Genomic DNA, 18,189 nt, shown 5'->3' on the forward strand with positions numbered 1-18,189 from the left:
CGTTTTTCGTTGCGCAACGGCAGAGGGCGTTGCGTCACGTCCGGGGCCGATCATTGCAGTCATGACCAGCCCCCGCGGCCGCCATTTTGTCCGATACCCGGCTATGGCCGCCGGTGCCGGATGGAACCCGGATGCATTGCCAGATGATATGGCAATGCATCCGCGCATCTGTCGTTACTGCCGCAGAAGTGGCGAAGAATGCGCAACGGGTTTGTGCCAATGATGTGCTAACCCGCGCGGTAATTCCTGATCGCGCGACCCAGACGGGCAATGCCTTCGTTCATGGCGTCGGCTTCGTGCAGGGTAAAGCTGAGCCGGATGGTGTTGCCGTTCGAGCCATCGGCGAAAAAGGCCCGGCCCGGCACGAAGGCGACCTTTTCATCGGCCAGTGCCTGCGCCAGCAGCGTGGCGCCGTCCATCTGCGCGGGCAGGGTCAGCCAGACGAACATGCCGCCCTGTGGCCGGGTCCAGGTGACGCCCTGGGGCATGTCGCGATCCAGCGCGGCCAGCATCAGGTCGCGGCGGCGGCCATAGGTCTGACGCAGCCCGGCGACGTGATCTTCGAACACCGATTGCGCGACATGGGCGGTCACGACCTGATTCAGCGTTGCCGAATGCAGATCGGCGGCCTGTTTCACCTGCACCAGCCGGTTGATCGCGGGGGTCGCGGCGCAGACCCAGCCGATGCGCAGCCCCGGCGCCAGCGATTTGGAAAACGATCCGCAATAGACCGTGCGGCAGTTTTCGATATTGCCCTTGCGCGCGATTTCCAGAGCAAGGATCGACGGCACGGCATCGCCGTCATAGCGCAGGCGCTGATAGGCGTTATCCTCGATAATGGCGATGTCCAGTTCGTCGGCAAGGTCGATCAGCGCCTCGCGCCCGGCAAGGTCCAGCGTTTCGCCCGTGGGGTTGCCAAAATCGGCAGAGAGATAGGCAAATTTGACCCGGCCCCCTGCCGCCCCCGCCGCTGCGGCAAATTCAGCAGGCCCGGCATTGCCGTTCAGCCGGTCATAGCGGGGTTCATAGGCGTTGAACGCACCCAGCGCACCCATATAACTGGGCCAGTTCACCAGCGCGGTATCGCCGGGCGACAACAGCAGCTTGCCCAGATAATCCAGCGCCTGTTGCGAGCCTGAGGTAATCAGGATGTTGTCGGCGGTGCAGGTCACGCCTGACCGCGCCATTTCCTGCACGATCCAGTCGCGCAGCGGGCGATAGCCTTCGCTGACGGAATATTGCAGCGCTATGGGCGCGGTGGCATCGGACAGCGCCTCGGCCATGGCGCTGCGATAGGCTTGGGCCGGGAACAGCGCCGGGTCGGGGATGCCGCCCGCGAACGAGATGATGTCGGGCTGATCCAGCAGTTTCAGAAGTTCGCGAATTTCCGACGCCTTCATCCGCATCATGCGGGAGGCAAAGATCTGTTGCCAATCCATGATCTATCCTGTGCCCTGACTGTCGGGGCACAAAATTCCTGCGGCAGGGGAATGTCAATGACCCTGCCGCATCGGGGTAAGGGGGGCGGTGCTGACGCGGCACCCGCCGGGATCAGTCGGGGGCCTGTACCAGAATCTTGATCTGGGTCTTTTCCCTGACCAGCGTTTCGAACCCTTCCTCTACGATGTCGTCGATCTGGATGCGTTTCGTCACCAGCTTGTCAGCGGAATACCAGCCCTGCGTCATCAGTTGCATGACGGCGGGGAATACGTCGCGATAGGCGATGGTGCCCTTCATGCTGCGTTCCTTGAGCACGACGGTATTGGGCTGGAAGGACGCCTCTTTTTCCCAGATCGAGACGATCAGCGTTTCACCGTCATAGCGGGTGGCGTCGATGCATTGTTGCAGCACGGCGGGCACGCCCGTCACTTCGAACGCGACATCGACGCCGCCGGGGGTCAGGTCGCGGATGCGGGCGACGGTATCTTCGTTGGCGGGGTTGATGATCGTCGTCGCGCCCAGTTCCAGTGCCTTGGCGCCACGTTCGGCGGATAATTCAACCACATGGATGGCCGAGGCCCCGGCGATGCGCAGCGATTCCACGATCAAGAGGCCGATGGGACCGGCCCCGAACACCACCGCCGTGCCGCCCGCCTTGAGGCTGGAGATACGGACGGCGTGCAGCGCCACGGCGGCGGGTTCGACCAGCGCGCCCTGTTCAAAGGACAACCCCTCGGGCATCTTGTGCGCCCATTGCTCGCCCACGGTGGTATAGGCGGAAAAGCCGCCGCCGCCGCCCGACAGGCCGTGAAAGCCCAGCTTGTCGCAGGTGTTGTATTTGCCATGGCGGCAGGAATCGCAGGTGCCGCAGGCCAGGATCGGTTCCACCACCACGCGGTCGCCGACGGCCAGGCGGGTCACGCCCTCGCCCAGTTCGGTGACTTCGCCGGAAAATTCGTGGCCCATGATGATCGGGGCGATATCGCCGCTGACCGGGTGCGGTTCCTTGACCGGAACAAAGATCGGGCCAGCCAGATATTCATGCAGATCGCTGCCGCAGATGCCGGTCCATTTGACCTTGATCTTGACCTGACCGGGGCCGGGTGCCGGTTCGGCAACGTCTTCGACACGGATGTCTTTGGCCTTATGCCAGCGTGCTGCTTTCATGGTTTTTCTCCTGAGAGGTTGTCCCATTATCATAGCATAATTCAGCTGTGCCGGACACAAAAAGCCGTGGCAATCACGGGCAGAGCCGTCATGCCACGGGCGCAAGGCTGAGGCGGACCAGCGATCAGGCTGCGATCTGGTCCAATGCGTTTTCGGGGATCAGCCCATAGTCATAAAAAGTCTGGCACATTTTGTAGGACTGGGTAAAGTCGCCGCTGCCTTTATAGGCCGACAACCGGCACGCGCCGCCGCAGATGTCGCGCAGCTTGCAGCGGCCGCATATCCCTTTGAGATCGCCGGTGCCCAATGCGCGCAGCGAATTGAACAGCGGTGAGTTGCGCCAGATGTCCACAAAAGACCGCTCCATGATATTGCCCTGATGCAGCGTTTTGTCGGCCCCGGCGACACCGCAGATGGTGACATGTCCGTCATGGGTGATGCCACAATAGGATTCCGTCCAGCCGCAGGCCGGGCTGCGGATCGGGATCACATCCTCGGGCGGCAAAAGCAGAGGCGGCACATTCAGAAAGACTTTGGCCCCCCTTTTCCGAACCTTGTGGCAAAAGTCGCGCAGTTCCAGAATTTCGGTCACGTCCAGGGCATCAGGCAAAAGATTGGGGCCGCGCCCGTTGTAAGGGTTGAGCAATGAAAACCGGAATGGAACGCCGGTTTCAAGGGATATTTCCGTCAGAACGGGAACGTCTGACTTGTTCCGTTTTATGATTGTGCAGTTGACCTGCGTAAAGAATCCCCGCCCCGCGCAGTTTCGGATTGCGGCAACGGTCTTTTCATGGGCGCCATCCATGCCGCGAATGCTGTCATGGTTTTTCTTGTCGCCATCAAGAGAAATCAGAATGGATAAAAGCTTGAGCGTGCCAAGCTGATCCAGCTTGCGGTCATCCAGCAAGGTGCCGTTCGTAACCAGAGAAACCTCGATCTGCTGGTCGTCGAAGGCTTTGCAGATATGAAACCAGTCCTTGCGGGCAAAAAGCTCTCCGCCCGATATGATGACGCGTTGACAGTTCAGCGCCGTGCATTCCTGCGCCAATGTGCGGATGCGATCCAGCGGCACATCCAGCGTCTTGGCCTTTACCGCATTGATATAGCAAAAGGAACAGGACAGGTTGCAGGTATTGGTGACATTCAGGTGCAGCGTATGAAGATTGCCGGCATAGGACATTTTAACCACCATATGATAAACGGGTTGAACGGGCGGGCATGGCAAGCGCCCGCCCGCCAGTCAGAGATTTGTCAGGCGCTTGCCAATTGTTCTGATTTCATCCCGTGTCAGGGGCTGCATGACCTCGGAAAAATCGGGGACCGCGCGTGAACTGCTGGCACCGCAGGCAACACACCAGTCGGCAAGCCCCGCGACCTTGGCCATTTCCGAGTTGATCCGGCTGATGAAATCCGGATTGGCCAGGTTTTTGACAAGATCGGGGTTTTCTTCCAGCAATTTTCGGATGTTTTCCGGCATCTCGGGCATTTTGAACCTCACACTGTTTGAAAAGAGCGCGGCGATAATGCGCGCCTGCGGACCGTTCCGCAATTGATATGTTCGCGCAAATATTCGATTCTGTCAAATATGATGATCGAATAAAAATAATATCGTGAACTGACTGTATTTTAATGCGGGGTTATACGCTGTTGCGCCCGTGGCCGGGCGGCTTTTCTGCCTGCTTGTCCATGATCCTGGGGACTGTCACACCCACTTCCCAACAGGCCGATTTTCCGATATGTCCATGCAATCTGCGACGTGAGGCCCGCCCCCGGCCACATGCACAGGATAGGGGGCGGCGGCAATGGGGCCGCCATAGGAAAGGGTTGCCAGAGGGCTGGCATCCATGAGGAAATCAGATGTTTGATGAAGTGAAGAAATCAATCCAGTGGGGTCAGGAAACGCTGACGCTGGAAACGGGCAAGGTTGCGCGTCAGGCCGACGGGTCGGTCATCGCCACGCTGGGCGAAACCAGCGTCATGGCGAACGTCACCTTTGCCAAAGAACCCAAGCCGGGGCAGGACTTTTTCCCGCTGACCGTGCATTATCAGGAAAAATACTATGCCGCCGGCAAAGTGCCGGGCGGTTTCTTTAAACGCGAGGCGCGCCCGACCGAAAAAGAGACGCTGACCGCGCGTCTGATCGACCGTCCCTGCCGCCCGCTGTTCGCGCCGGGCTTCAAGAACGAAGTGCTGGTCATGTGCACCGTGCTGTCGCACGATCTGGTCAACGACCCCGACATCGTGGCGATGATCGCCGCATCGGCTGCGCTGACGATTTCGGGCGTGCCCTTCATGGGTCCGATTGGCGCCGCGCGCGTCGGTTTCGTGGGCGGCGAATATGTGCTGAACCCCGAAGTCTCGGACATGGATCAGCTGCGCAATAACCCCGAACAGCGTCTGGATCTGGTCGTCGCCGGCACCAAAGACGCCGTGATGATGGTCGAATCCGAAGCCTATGAGCTGACCGAAGACGAAATGCTGGGCGCGGTCAAATTCGGCCACGAACAGATGCAGCCGGTCATCGACCTGATCATTGACCTGGCCGAAGTCGCCGCGAAAGAGCCGTTCGATTTTCAGTCGCCCGATTATTCAGCGCTGTATGAGCGGGTGAAATCGCTTGGTGGCGATGACATGCGCGCCGCCTATGCCATTCGCGACAAGGGTGAACGCCGCGACGCCATCGAGGCGGCCAAGGTGAAGATCCTTGAATCGCTGGGCGAAGATGAACTGGCCGATGCGAACCTCGGTTCGGCGCTGAAAAAGCTGGAATCGGGCATTCTGCGCGGCGACATCATCTCGGGCGGGGCGCGGATCGACGGGCGCGACAACAAGACCGTGCGCGCCATCGACAGCGAAGTCGGCATCCTGCCGCGCACGCATGGCTCGGCCCTGTTCACCCGCGGCGAAACGCAGGCGCTGGTCGTGACCACGCTGGGCACCGGCGATGATGAACAGATCATCGACGCGCTGCACGGTAATTTCCGCAGCAATTTCCTGCTGCACTACAACTTCCCGCCCTATTCGGTCGGTGAGGTTGGCCGCGTCGGCAGCCCCGGTCGCCGCGAGATTGGCCACGGCAAGCTGGCATGGCGCGCGCTGCAAGCCGTGCTGCCTGCCGCGACGGATTTCCCCTATACCATCCGCGTGGTGTCCGAAATCACCGAATCGAACGGCTCGTCGTCCATGGCTTCGGTCTGTGGCGGCTCGCTGTCGATGATGGATGCGGGCGTGCCGCTGAAGGCCCCGGTTGCGGGCGTCGCGATGGGCCTGATTCTGGAAGATGACGGCAAATATGCGGTGCTGACCGACATTCTGGGTGATGAAGATCACCTGGGCGACATGGATTTCAAGGTCGCTGGCACCGAAAACGGCATCACCAGCCTGCAAATGGACATCAAGGTGGCCGGCATCACGCCCGCGATCATGGAACAGGCGCTGGCACAGGCCAAGGATGGCCGGATGCACATTCTGGCCGAAATGTCCAAAGCCCTGACCGAAGGCCGCCGCGAATTTTCCGCCCACGCCCCGCGCATCGAAACGATGCAGATCCCGACCGACAAGATCCGCGAAGTGATCGGCTCGGGCGGCAAGGTCATCCGCGAGATCGTGGAAACCTCGGGCGCGAAAGTGGACATCAACGACGACGGCACCATCAAGATCGCCTCGGCCAATGCCGATTCGATCAAGAAGGCCTATGACATGATCTGGTCGATCGTGGCAGAGCCGGAAGAAGGCCAGATCTACACCGGCAAGGTGGTGAAGCTGGTTGATTTCGGCGCCTTCGTGAACTTCTTCGGCAAGCGCGACGGTCTGGTGCACGTCAGCCAGATCGCGGGCAAGCGCCTGAACCACCCGAACGAGGTGCTGAAGGAAGGTCAGGAAGTAAAGGTCAAACTGCTGGGCTTTGACGACCGCGGCAAGGTGCGCCTTGGCATGAAGATGGTCGATCAGGAAACCGGCGAGGAGATCGTCGAGAAGAAAGAGGATACGGCGGAATAATTCCGCATGGATTCGCGGAAAGGTCCGGCATCAGCCGGGCCTTTCTTTTTTCAGGCACGTCAAACGGGGGATGCCGATGGATCGTGATCTTGCCAGCCTTTGGATCGGCGGACGCTTGGGCGAAATTGAAATTGTCAGTCTCCATTCCTTTCTGCGTCTGGGGCACAAGGTGATCGTTTACAGCTATGACCCGGTTGCGAATTTGCCGCGAGACGTGGAAAACCGGGATGCCGCGCAGATATTGCCTGCGCGACGGATTGTCCGGCATCGCCGTAGTGGCAGCCCGGCGCTGCATTCCGATCTGTTCCGCTATGCCCTGATGGATCGCAGCGCGGCGATCTGGGTCGATCTGGACCTGATCGCTTTGCGGCCCTTTCGGTTCGATTCACCCTATGTCTTTGGTTTCGAAGATCATGCCGGGGCGGTGAACTGCGCGGTTTTGCGGATGCCACCTGAATCGCTGGCCCTGCGCGAGTTGCTGAAATTCAACGAAGATACAGTCGCCACGCCGCCTTTGCTGACGGGGTTTCGGAAATGGAAATACCGCCTGCGCGGGCTTGGGCGTGGCTTGCCGATCGATGTCTGGCCGTGGGGCAGCATCGGGCCTCATGCGTTGACCCATTACCTGCGTGAAACCGGCGAGATCAGCCATGCCATGCCCGTCGAGGCATTCTATTCCGTCCCCATCGGCCAGATGCCGCGGTTCATTACCCCCGGCGCGCTGTCCCCGGCGCAGATCCCTGACTCGGCCTGGGGGCTGCATCTGTGGGGTGGTTTGATGCGGGCGCATCTGGCGCGACATCACGCTGGACAGGTGCCCGAGGGGTCTTATCTTGCTGACCTGATCGAACAGGCGCGCCGTGACGGCATCACGGTGTAAGATCATCTGTTCGACGGTGTTTTTCTGAACCATGATGCGCGGTGTAACTGCTTTGCGCCCCTTGCTGGACCGGACGATGATTCTGCCCATTTCCGCCTTTGTGATCTGTCAAAACGAAGAACGTGTGATCGAACGCTGTCTGCGCAGCGTTGATTTTTGTGCCGAGATCATCGCGGTGGATTCCGGCTCGACCGACGGCACCGTTGCCACCATCGAGGCTTTGCGAGACGAAGGACTACCGATCAGGCTGCTGCACGAGCCGTGGCGCGGGTTCGGGGCGCAAAAACAATTCGCGCTGGACCAATGCACGCAGGATTGGTGCCTGTCCATCGACAGTGATGAACGGGTCAGCCGCGCCTTGCGCGAAAGGATGCCGGAACTGCTGAATCAGCCGGAGGTGAACGGCTGGAAAATCACCCGTTATGATTATCTGATCGGTTATGGCTATGTCCCGCCCCGCGCGCATGAGCGGTATCACAACCGGCTGTTCCGACGCGGCACCGGGCGGTTCAACACGACGGACCTGGTTCACGAGGGCATCCGCATCGACGGCGAGGTGCGTATGGCACGGCCCGGCGGTTTACTGCATTTCAGCCCGATTTCGCTGCACGATCAGATGCAGAAGGAAAACAAGTATTCGACGCTGAAGGCGCAAATGAAATTGGATCGCGGGCAAAAGGCGCGCCCGTGGAAGATGCTGTTTAGCCCGCCGGTTTTCTTTCTGCGCTGGTATTTCCGTCATGGGCTGTGGCGCTGTGGCTGGCCGGGTTTCATCCATGCGGCCAAGGGCGGTATTTATTCTTTTTTGACCGAGGCCAAGCGGTATCAGGCCGAGGCCGCGCGCCGGGTTGCCCCCGAAGAGCCGCGCGAGCCGGACGGATATTGACCGGCGCCCCCGTATGAAATCACGCGCCGCCAGCAGGCCAACGGCGCGTAGGCAGCCTTATGCCGGGTCTTTGGCAAAGCGCAGATAGGGCAATTTCTTGTCCAGCGTGCCGTATTTTGCCTCGGCGGCGGCGTCATCCAGAGACAGGGCGACGATCACATCCTGACCGGGCACCCAGTTCGCCGGGGTGGCCAGCGGCACGCCGTCGGTTTTCTGCACCGCGTCCAGCGCGCGCAGGATTTCGGCAAAGTTGCGGCCCACCGACATCGGATAGGTCAGCGACAGCCGCACCTTTTTGTCGGGACCGATGATATAGACCGTGCGCACCGTGGCCGAATGGGCGGGGGTGCGGCCTTCGGTCGGCAGATAGAATTCGGCCGGCAGCATGTCATAGGCCTTGGAAAGCGTCAGGTCGGTGTCATCAATAATCGGGAAGTCCGCCGGTGCGCTGGCAAAGGCTGAAATGTCACGCTTCCATTTCTGGTGGTCGTCCACGCTGTCCACCGACACGCCGATCACCTTGGTGTTGCGCTTTTCCCATTCCGGGGCCAGCTGCGCGACGGCACCGAATTCGGTCGTGCAGACCGGGGTAAAGTCGCGCGGGTGGCTGAAGATGATGGCATAGCTGTCACCGATCCAGTCATGAAAGCGGATCTCGCCCTCGGTAGAATTGGCGGTAAAATCGGGGGCGGTGTCGTTGATGCGAAGCGACATGGGAACCTCGGGATTGTTGTGCTGCGGTTAACATAGGGTGGCCCGTCGGGATTGCCAGTCGTGATCGGCATGGCAGAATGACCGTGAACCGGGCAGATCGCCCATTGATCCGGCCTTGCGGACGGCAATTGCGGGTGCCACCTTGATGGAAACAACCTCAAGGGAGACGCGACATGGCTGATCTTGCCGACAAGCGGAAGTTCTATATCAACGGCGAATGGGTGGACCCTGCGCAGCCGAACGACCTTGAGGTGATCGACCCCTCGACCGAAGAACCTGTCGCGGTCATCAGCCTTGGCGGGCAGGCCGATGTCGATGCGGCGGTGGCTGCGGCCAAGGCGGCGTTTCCGGCCTGGTCGGCCACTCCGCCCGCTGAACGACTGGCCTATGTCGAGAAAATCCTTGAGGTTTACAACGCCCGCGCCAGAGATATGGCCGCCGCGATCACCCATGAAATGGGCGCGCCGCAGGATATGTCGTTGGGCGATCAGGTTGACAGCGGCACCTATCACATCACCAATTTCATCAAGGCGTTCAAGGATTTCAAATTCATCCGCCCGCTTGGGTCGCACGCCCCCACCAGCATGACCGCATGGGAACCCGTGGGTGTTGTGGCGCTGATTACGCCGTGGAACTGGCCGATGAATCAGGTCACGCTCAAGGTCATTCCGGCGCTGTTGGCGGGGGATACCTGCATTCTGAAACCGTCGGAAATCGCGCCGCTGTCCAGCATGGTCTTTGCCGAGATCGTGGATGAAGCGGGCCTGCCGCCCGGCGTGTTCAACCTGGTGAACGGCGATGGCGAAGGCGTCGGCACGCAGTTGACCGTGCATCCCGATGTCGAGATGATTTCCTTTACCGGATCGACCCGTGCCGGCATCGCGATCAGCAAGGCGGCTGCCGATGGGCTGAAAAAGGTCGCGCTGGAACTGGGCGGCAAGGGGGCGAACCTGGTCTTTGCCGATGCCGACGACAAGGCGGTGCTGCGTGGGGCGCGGCATTGCTTCTATAACAGCGGCCAGTCGTGCAATGCGCCCACGCGGATGCTGGTCCAGCGCGAGGTCTATGACAAGGCGGTGGAAACGGCGGCGCAGGTGGCCAATGAAACGGCGGTCGCCACCGCGCATCAGCCGGGCAATCATATCGGTCCCGTGGTCAGCAAGCGCCAGTGGGATCAGATTCAGGGCCTGATCCAAAAGGGCATCGACGAAGGCGCGCGTCTGGTCGCCGGTGGCCCCGGTCTGCCCGAGGGGGTGAACCGCGGCTATTTCGTGCGCCCGACGGTCTTTGCCGATGTGAACAATGACATGACCATCGCGCGGCAGGAAATCTTTGGCCCGGTGCTGTCGATCATCCCCTTTGATACCGAGGAAGAGGCCATCGCCATCGCCAATGACACGGTTTACGGGCTGACCAACTATGTTCAGTCTCAGGACGGTGCGCGGCGTAACCGGCTGGCGCGGCAATTGCGGTCGGGGATGGTCGAGATGAACGGCGTGTCGCGCGGCGCAGGATCGGCCTTTGGCGGCGTCGGCAAATCGGGCCGCGCCCGCGAAGGCGGCGTCATGGGGCTGGAGGAGTTCATGGACTCCAAGGAAATCAGCGGCTGGGATGCCGACGCCTGAGCGCACCGGCCATCTGGTGGGTCGGCCGTGATCTGCGGCTGACCGATAACCCGGCGCTGGTGGCAGCAGCGGCCAGCGGGCCGGTTTTGCCGGTGATGGTGCTGGACGTGCCCGAGGATGCCTTGGGCGCGGCTGCGGCGTGGCGACTTGGGGCGGCGATGCGGGCGCTGTCGGGTGATCTGGCGGCGCGCGGGTCGCGGCTGGTGGTTCGGCGCGGCGATGCGGCCAAGGTGCTGGCGGCGCTGATGGCGGAAACCGGGGCGCAGACGGTGCACCTGAACAGCCCGCGCCCGTTTTTCAGCGCAGGGGCGGCGCGCGAAGCCTTGGGCGACAGGTTGCATATCCACCCCGGTAACTGGCTGGCCCCGCCCGGCAGCGTGCAAACGGGCAGCGGCGGGGCCTATCAGAAATTCACGCCCTTCTGGCGCAATCTGCGGGGGCGGGATATTGCCGCGCCCCTGCCGGTGCCGCAGATCACAGCGCCCACGGCCTGGCCCGCGTCTGACGACTGGCATTTTGGCGCGGCAGTGCGCCGGGGGACCGAGGTTCTGGCCAGCCAGACCCGCGCGGGCGAGGCGGCGGCCCGCGTCCGGCTGGCCGCGTTTCTGGACGGGCCGGTTCAGGATTACAGCGACGATCGCAACCGCCCCGATCATCCGGCGACCAGCGGCCTGTCGGATGCACTGGCCGTGGGCGAGATTTCCGCGCGGCAGGTCTGGCACGCTGGATTGGCGGCACGGGACGCAGGCGCGCAGGGGGCGGAAACCTTTCTGTCGGAACTGGCCTGGCGCGATTTTGCCCGCGATCTGTATTTCCACGCACCGCAGATAGACCGGCAGGCGTGGCGCGCGGAATGGGACGGTTTCCCGTGGCGTGGCGACAACCCCGACGCGGACCTCTGGCGGCGCGGGCTGACCGGCATCGACATCGTGGACGCCGGGATGCGCGAAGTTTATGCCACCGGGCGGATGCACAACCGCGTGCGGATGATCGCCGCCAGTTTCCTGACGAAACACTTGCTGACGCATTGGCGCATCGGCCTTGACTGGTTTGCCGATACGCTGACCGACTGGGACCCGGCCAGCAATGCGATGAACTGGCAATGGGTGGCGGGCAGCGGGCCGGATGCCGCGCCCTATTTCCGCATCTTCAACCCCGACACGCAGGCGGCAAAATTTGACCCGAGGGGCGATTATTGCCGCTATTGGCTGGTGGGGCAGGGGGATGCGCTGTTCCGGGCAGCGATTCCGCCGTCTTGGGATACACCGCGCGCCCGTCCCGTCCCGGTGATCGGATTGGCCGAGGGCCGGGCGCGGGCGCTGGCCGCTTATGAGCAGGCGCGCCCGTAACCGGGCAACGGTTGTCTTAATGCGCGGTTTCGTCGCCCGCCCGCACTGCGGCACGCTTTTCCGGCATTGCCTGTTCGACCGCGCCCTGCTTGCCGGAATCGCCGAAATTGGCCCAGACCTCGCCATTGCCGGGCGGCGGCAGGTCTTCCTTGCGCCACATACGGTGGATATGCGCCTTGGCGATCATCATGCCGGTGATCGGTGCGGTCAGAAAGATGAACAGGGTAATCAGCAGCTCGTGCACGCTGACATGATCGCCAAAGACCGCGAACCACAGGAAAGACGCGATCAGCACCCCGCCCACACCCAGCGTCGCCGCCTTGGTCGGGCCGTGCAGCCGGGTCATCGGGTCGGGCAGCTTGACCAGACCGATGGCCCCGATCAGCCCGAACAGGCCGGCAATCACCAGCAGGGCCGAGATAAGGATTTCCGCAATAAATGCCATCTGTCTGCCCCTTATTCGATTACATCGCCGCGCAGCAGGAATTTCGCATAGGCGACCGAGGACACAAAGCCCACCATCGCGAACAGCAGCGACACCTCGAAATACATGGTGGTGCCGTGCAGAATGCCGAACAGCGAAATCAGCGCGATCATGTTGATTGCCATCGTGTCCAACGCCAGCACCCGGTCGCCCACGCCGGGGGCAAAGACCACGCGATACAGGCACAGCAGTTGCGCCAGTCCGAAACAGCCAAAGGCGAACATCAGCGCATATTGGATCATTCGAAAATCTCCTTCAGGCGCGTTTCATAGCGGGCTTTGATGTCGTCGCGCACCGAATCCGGGTCGGGCGCGTGCAGGCAGTGGACCAGCAGATAGCGGCCGTCTTCGGACAGGTCGGAACTGACGGTGCCCGGCGTCAGGGTGACGGTGCCCGCCAGCACGGTGATCGCCTCGGGCGTGGTCAGGTCCAGCGGCACCGACACCCATGCCGGGCGCAATTCGCTGTTGGGTTTGAACAGGATGATTTTGGCCACCTGAATATTGGCCACGATGATGTCCCAGATCACCAGCAGACCGTAAGAGAAGATCCTGCCGATCCCGCGCACGCGCGGACGGTCGGGCCAATAGGGCGCGGTCATTGCCGGGATCACGATACCAAGGATGATCGCAAAGACCAGCGATCCCCAGGCAAAGCGGTTGACCAGCAGCATCCAGACCACGATCAGCAGCAAAGACAGCATCGGATGGGGGAACAGGCGCCGCAGCATCACTTTGTGCCCTCCTGATTGGTCAGCACCGCATCGACATAGGCGGGCAGGTCGAACAGTTGATCGGCGGTGGTTTGCAGGTAATCGCTGACCGGCCCCGCCGCCAGCGTCAGCACGACCAGCCCGGTCAGCAGCATACCCACCGCGACGAAGGATAGCGCGGGCGAGGGCGGATCGCCCAGATTCTGTTCGTGCTCTTCGGCCTCGGTCGGGGTCAGGGGCAAGCTGTTATCCGCAGCAACGGCATCAGCTTTCCAGAACAGCATCGAACCCGCGCGGGCAAAGCCGATGATGGCCAGCAGCGAGGTGACAAGGATCACCGACCAGATCCATGGCATCCACGGATCGTTGGCCGTCACCTCCAACACCATCAGCTTGCCCAGAAAGCCCGACAGGGGCGGCAGCCCGGCGATTGCGATGGCGGTGGCAAAGAACAGCGCCGAAATCAGCCCGCTGTTGCGGATCGCCGGGCGTGGCCGCAGCCAGCCGTCGCCGCCGCGCCGGGATATGACCAGATCGGCGATCAGGAACAGGGCAGCGGCGGCCAGCGTCGTGTGCAGCATATAATACAGGCCCGCGCCCACCCCATCGGGCGTAAACCGCGCCACCGGAATCAGCAGCATCCCGATGGAGCCGATGGCGGCAAAGGCCGCCAGCCGTGACAGGCTTTGCGTGCCGACGACACCGATCTGCCCAAGCGCCAGCGTGATCAGCGCGGCGGGCAGGATCAGGTCGGTGGCGATGGTTTCGATCACGCTGTCTTGCGGAAACACCAGCGTGAAAAAGCGGATGATCGCATAGATGCCGACCTTGGACATGATGGCGAACAGCGCCGCCACCGGGCCGGGGGCGTTGGCATAGGTTGCCGGCAGCCAGAAGTGCAGCGGCACCACCGCCGCCTTGATCGCAAAGACCAGCAGCAGGATCACCGCGCCCACGCGCAGCAGGGCGGTGTCGCCCACGGGCATTTCGGCCACGCGCTGCGCCATATCGACCATGTTCAGTGTCCCGGTCGAGGTGTAAAGCAGCCCCAGTGCCACCAGAAACAGCGACGAACCGACGATGTTATAGGTGACATATTGCACCCCCGCGCGCAGCCGCATCGCGCCGCCGCCATGGGTCATTAGGCCATAGCTGGCAATCAGCAGCACCTCGAAGAAGACGAACAGGTTAAAGGCGTCGCCGGTCAGGAACGCGCCGCAGACGCCCATCAGCTGAAACTGCCACAGCGTATGGAAGTGCCAGCCCTTGCGATCCCAGCCCGAGCCGACGGCATACAGCTGCACCGACAGCGCCAGAATCGTGGTCAGCAACAGCATCATGGTGGACAGTCGGTCAACCATCAGCACGATGCCAAAGGGCGCGGCCCAGTTGCCCAGGCGATAGACGTGAACAGTGCTATCCGCCGTCAGCAGGTTCAGATACAGCGCCAGCACCAGCAACAGCGCGGTGCCCAGAATGCTGAACACACGTTGCAGCACCAGATCGTGGCGCATCCACAAAACAATCAGCGCACCAAAAAACGCCGGCAGCAGGACGGGGGCGATCAGCAGATGGCTCATGCGGTTTCGTCCCCGGTCTGCGTCTTGGGCGTGGTCAGCGGTGGCATCAGCCGGTCGTCGTCGGGCATGTCGATATGGTCGTCATCACCTTCGATAAAGGCGCCCAGGGCCATCATCACCACCACGGCGGTCATGCCAAAGGCGATCACGATGGCGGTCAGAACCAAAGCCTGCGGCAGCGGGTCGGTATAGCTGACATTTTCGGCGTATCTGTTCAGGATCGGCGGCTGGTTCACGGCCAGACGCCCCGACACGAACAGAAACGCGTTGATCGCATAGGTCAGCATGGTGGCCCCCAGCACCACCGCAAAGGCGCGCAGACGCAGCATCAGATACACGGCACAGGCCATCAGAACGCCGATGGCAGAGGCGACAAGCAGTTCCATCAGCGGCTCCCTTGCGATGTCTGGTTGCGGGATGGGGCGATGTCCATCGGTTCGGTATTGACCGGCGCGCCCGACATCCGCGACAGACGGCTGAGCGAATTCAGCGCCAGCATCACCGCGCCGACGACGCACAGGAAGACGCCAAGGTCAAAGCCCATGGCCGAGGCCAGCTCAAATCGTTCGATAAAGGGCAGGAACGGGATGCCGAAATAGCCAAAGGCCGAGGTCAGGAACGGCATTCCGGCGAACCATGCCGCGATGCCGGTGACACCCGCCGACAGCACGCCAAGCCCGATCAGCGCGTGATAAGGCACCCGCTGCCGTTCCTGCGCCCAGGCAAAGCCCGACGCCATATATTGCATCACCAGCGCGATCGACACGACCAGACCGGCGATAAAGCCGCCGCCGGGCTGGTTATGCCCGCGCAGAAAGATATAGATGCCGACGACCAGCGAGATCGGCAGGATCACCCGCGTCCCCACCACCAGCATCATCGGATGCCGGTCGCCCGCGCGCGGCGTGTCAGGCACCCAGTTGCGCAATTTTTCGGCGGATCTGCCGCGCATCAGCGTTTCCGTCAGCGCAAAGATGGCAAGGGCGGCGATGCTTAACACCGTGATTTCGCCAAAGGTATCATAGCCGCGGAAGTCCACCAGGATCACGTTCACCACATTGGTGCCGCCGCCGCCGGTATAGCTGTTGTCCAGCATATAGCCCGAGATGGTTTCGAACGCGAAATCGCTGCGCAGCATGGCATAGGCCAGCCCGCCAAAACCCAGCCCGGCCAATACCGCCAGCGCGCCATCCAGCCGCCGCTTGCCCGCGCTGGATTCCACCGGCGTGGCCTTGGGCAGAAAATTCAGCGCCAGCAGCAGCAGGATCACCGTCACCACCTCGACCGAGATCTGCGTCAGCGCAAGGTCGGGGGCCGACAGATAGGCGAACCCGACCGAGACCATCAGCCCGACAATCGCCATCAGCACCAGCGCCAGCAGGCGGTTGCGGTGAAAGGCGACCATGGCGAAACTGCTGACGATCAGCATGAACCACCCCGCCAGCACCACCGGCGGCACCGGCAGCAGCGGCCGCACCGGCCCAGGGCTGGCCGAGGTGGTCCAGGCCAGCAGGCCCGCCGCCAGGGCCGCCGCCACCAGCAGGGCGATGGCCCGCGCCATGGAACCGTTCGTCAGCCCGTCGGTGATTCTGCGCGACAGCCGCACCACGGCCAGCACCAGCGTATCGAAGATCGCCTTGGCCTCGGGGCGGGGGGCTGTGTCCCATGCCGCCAGCAGCGGGCGATGCAGCCGCAGCAAAATCGCACCACCGCCAATCGCGATGATCGACATCATCAGCGCGGGCGACCAGCCATGCCACAGCGCGAAATAGCCCGCAAAAGGATTGCCGGTAACGGCCAGCGTGCTGGCCTTGACCAGCCACAGCGCCATCATATTGGGCATCAGCCCGATCAGCACCACCAGCACCACCAGCAACGCGGGCGGCCCCCACAGACCAGGGCCGGGGTCATGCGGGTGACGGGGGTAATCGTGCCGCTCGGCCCCGGCGAAGGTGCCAAAGATGAACCGCAGCGAATAGCCGACCGAGAACAGCGCCCCGATGGTTGCCAGCACCATAAATGCCGTCGCCCAATGGTCGGCATGGCTGGTGGCCTCTAGCATCAGTTCCTTGGAATAGAACCCGTTCAGCGGCGGGAAACCGGCCATCGACAGCGATGCGATGGTGCCGATGACAAAGGTGATCGGCATTAGCCGCCGCAGCCCCCCCAGACGCGCCAGCGAGCGGGTGCCGGTTTCATGGTCCACGATTCCGGCGGTCATGAACAGGGCCGCCTTGAAGGTGGCATGGTTGATGATGTGGAACATCGCCACCATCGCCGCCGTTTCCGTGCCAAAGCCCAGCAGCATGGTAATCAGGCCAAGGTGGCTGACCGTGGAAAAGGCCAGCAGCGCCTTGAGGTCGTCCTTGAACAGCGCGATCCCGGCCCCCAGCACCATGGTTATCAGTCCGACGGGTGCCACGATCCAGAACCATGCATCCGTGCCCGCCAGCACCGGCCACAGCCGTGCCATCAGGAACAGCCCCGCCTTGACCATTGTGGCGCTGTGCAGATAGGCACTGACCGGCGTCGGTGCGGCCATGGCGTGCGGCAGCCAGAAATGGAACGGGAACTGCGCCGATTTGGTGAACGCGCCCAAGAGGATCAGGATCAGTGCGGGCAGATACCACTCGCTGGCCTGAATCGCCTCGCGCGCGTTCAGGATGTCGCTGATCTCATAGCTGCCGGCGATCTGGCCAAGGATCAGCATCCCCGCGATCATCGCCAGCCCGCCCGCGCCGGTGACGGCCAAGGCCATGCGCGCGCCCTGCCGCCCTTCGGGCAGGTGCCGCCAGTAACCGATCAGCAAAAAGGACGACAGCGAGGTCAGTTCCCAGAACACCAGCAGCAGCAGGATGTTATCCGACAGCACGATCCCGACCATCGCGCCCTGAAACAGCATCAGATAGGTGTAGAACTTGCCTGCCGGGTCGCGTTGCGACAGGTAAAAGCGGGCATAGGTGATGATCAGCAGCCCGATCCCCAAGATCAGGATGCCGAACAGCAGGCTCAGCCCGTCGATGCGGAAACTGGCGCGCAGCCCGATGCGCGGCATCCAGTCGAACCCGGCGGTGATGACCTGTCCGGCCATGATCGCGGGGATATGCAGCAGCAGCCCCAACAGCGCCAGCCCGGTGGCGGTGGCGCAGGCGGTGGCCGCCACATCTCGTCCTGAACGGATCAGCAACCCCGGCAGCAAGGCGCCAAGAAAGGGCAGGATCGCGATCAGGATGGGTGACATGGGCCGCTCACTCCTAAGGGATTTCCGGTGTTTCTTTAGAATCGTTGCATCGGAGTCAAGCAGATCACCCAAAGCCTTTGCCGGTGTTCGCCTTTCGTGCTATGGCGGCGGA

16 protein-coding genes are annotated in these 18,189 nt (G+C 62.3%); 5 read left to right on the forward strand and 11 right to left on the reverse strand.

Features of this window, described 5'->3' with window-relative positions:
- Positions 1-227: 227 nt before the first annotated feature.
- The 4 genes from Q4G22_RS09530 to Q4G22_RS09545 all read right to left on the reverse strand — a co-directional run bounded on the left by Q4G22_RS09530 (position 228) and on the right by Q4G22_RS09545 (position 4,084).
- A complete protein-coding gene (locus tag Q4G22_RS09530; protein WP_303385675.1) occupies positions 228-1,439 on the reverse strand; it encodes a PLP-dependent aminotransferase family protein in 1,212 nt (403 codons plus the stop codon).
- 112 nt (positions 1,440-1,551) lie between these two features.
- Entirely contained in the window at positions 1,552-2,607 is a 1,056-nt protein-coding gene (locus tag Q4G22_RS09535) for a 2,3-butanediol dehydrogenase (RefSeq protein WP_303385676.1), read from the reverse strand.
- Between the two features lie 124 nt (positions 2,608-2,731).
- Positions 2,732-3,787 (reverse strand): radical SAM protein, encoded by a 1,056-nt coding sequence (locus tag Q4G22_RS09540; RefSeq protein ID WP_303385677.1) that lies wholly within the window; start codon positions 3,785-3,787, stop codon positions 2,732-2,734.
- Between the two features lie 60 nt (positions 3,788-3,847).
- Positions 3,848-4,084 (reverse strand): hypothetical protein, encoded by a 237-nt coding sequence (locus Q4G22_RS09545; RefSeq protein WP_303385678.1) that lies wholly within the window; start codon positions 4,082-4,084, stop codon positions 3,848-3,850.
- Between the two features lie 380 nt (positions 4,085-4,464).
- On the opposite strand from Q4G22_RS09545, the gene pnp reads away from it, so the two are divergent.
- From pnp to Q4G22_RS09560, 3 genes are all read left to right on the forward strand, one after another.
- Positions 4,465-6,606, forward strand: a complete 2,142-nt coding sequence (gene pnp, locus Q4G22_RS09550) for a polyribonucleotide nucleotidyltransferase (RefSeq protein WP_303385679.1) — start codon at positions 4,465-4,467, stop codon at positions 6,604-6,606.
- A 76-nt stretch (positions 6,607-6,682) separates the two neighbouring features.
- On the forward strand, positions 6,683-7,486 hold the full coding sequence (locus tag Q4G22_RS09555) for a hypothetical protein (protein WP_303385680.1): 804 nt from the start codon (positions 6,683-6,685) through the stop codon (positions 7,484-7,486).
- 31 nt (positions 7,487-7,517) lie between these two features.
- Positions 7,518-8,372, forward strand: a complete 855-nt coding sequence (locus tag Q4G22_RS09560) for a glycosyltransferase family 2 protein (protein ID WP_303385681.1) — start codon at positions 7,518-7,520, stop codon at positions 8,370-8,372.
- Positions 8,373-8,429: 57 nt separating this feature from the next.
- Here Q4G22_RS09560 and Q4G22_RS09565 read toward each other — a convergent pair whose 3' ends face one another.
- Positions 8,430-9,086 carry a peroxiredoxin gene (locus tag Q4G22_RS09565; RefSeq protein ID WP_303385682.1) on the reverse strand — a complete coding sequence of 219 codons (657 nt, stop codon included), beginning with the start codon at positions 9,084-9,086 and terminating at the stop codon, positions 8,430-8,432.
- 173 nt (positions 9,087-9,259) lie between these two features.
- Here Q4G22_RS09565 and Q4G22_RS09570 point away from each other — a divergent pair, with 173 nt between their 5' ends.
- Both Q4G22_RS09570 and Q4G22_RS09575 read left to right on the forward strand, forming a co-directional pair.
- A complete protein-coding gene (locus tag Q4G22_RS09570; RefSeq protein WP_303385683.1) occupies positions 9,260-10,711 on the forward strand; it encodes an aldehyde dehydrogenase family protein in 1,452 nt (483 codons plus the stop codon).
- Positions 10,708-12,060, forward strand: coding sequence for a deoxyribodipyrimidine photo-lyase (locus tag Q4G22_RS09575; RefSeq protein WP_303385752.1), 1,353 nt, complete (start codon positions 10,708-10,710; stop codon positions 12,058-12,060). Before Q4G22_RS09570 ends, Q4G22_RS09575 begins: the two co-directional genes overlap by 4 nt.
- Positions 12,061-12,076: 16 nt before the next feature.
- Here Q4G22_RS09575 and Q4G22_RS09580 read toward each other — a convergent pair whose 3' ends face one another.
- Genes Q4G22_RS09580 through Q4G22_RS09605 form a run of 6 tightly spaced genes read right to left on the reverse strand, consistent with a single transcriptional unit; the run spans position 12,077 to position 18,077 of the window.
- Positions 12,077-12,505: a Na+/H+ antiporter subunit G gene (locus Q4G22_RS09580; protein ID WP_303385684.1), complete on the reverse strand. Its 429-nt coding sequence runs from the start codon at positions 12,503-12,505 to the stop codon at positions 12,077-12,079.
- 11 nt (positions 12,506-12,516) lie between these two features.
- The gene (locus Q4G22_RS09585) at positions 12,517-12,786 is read right to left on the reverse strand and encodes a K+/H+ antiporter subunit F (protein ID WP_303361303.1); all 270 of its coding nucleotides are present in this window, start codon (positions 12,784-12,786) and stop codon (positions 12,517-12,519) included.
- Positions 12,783-13,274, reverse strand: a complete 492-nt coding sequence (locus Q4G22_RS09590) for a Na+/H+ antiporter subunit E (RefSeq protein ID WP_303385685.1) — start codon at positions 13,272-13,274, stop codon at positions 12,783-12,785. The genes Q4G22_RS09585 and Q4G22_RS09590 overlap by 4 nt, the downstream gene beginning before the upstream one ends.
- Complete coding sequence (locus Q4G22_RS09595) at positions 13,274-14,836, reverse strand: monovalent cation/H+ antiporter subunit D (RefSeq protein ID WP_303385686.1); 1,563 nt, start codon at positions 14,834-14,836, stop codon at positions 13,274-13,276. Before Q4G22_RS09595 ends, Q4G22_RS09590 begins: the two co-directional genes overlap by 1 nt.
- Complete coding sequence (locus Q4G22_RS09600) at positions 14,833-15,222, reverse strand: Na+/H+ antiporter subunit C (protein WP_303385687.1); 390 nt, start codon at positions 15,220-15,222, stop codon at positions 14,833-14,835. Before Q4G22_RS09600 ends, Q4G22_RS09595 begins: the two co-directional genes overlap by 4 nt.
- Positions 15,222-18,077 carry a monovalent cation/H+ antiporter subunit A gene (locus tag Q4G22_RS09605; protein ID WP_303385688.1) on the reverse strand — a complete coding sequence of 952 codons (2,856 nt, stop codon included), beginning with the start codon at positions 18,075-18,077 and terminating at the stop codon, positions 15,222-15,224. Before Q4G22_RS09605 ends, Q4G22_RS09600 begins: the two co-directional genes overlap by 1 nt.
- Positions 18,078-18,189: the final 112 nt, after the last annotated feature.

This window comes from Paracoccus sp. (in: a-proteobacteria) (genome assembly GCF_030538655.1).
Lineage (GTDB): Bacteria > Pseudomonadota > Alphaproteobacteria > Rhodobacterales > Rhodobacteraceae > Paracoccus.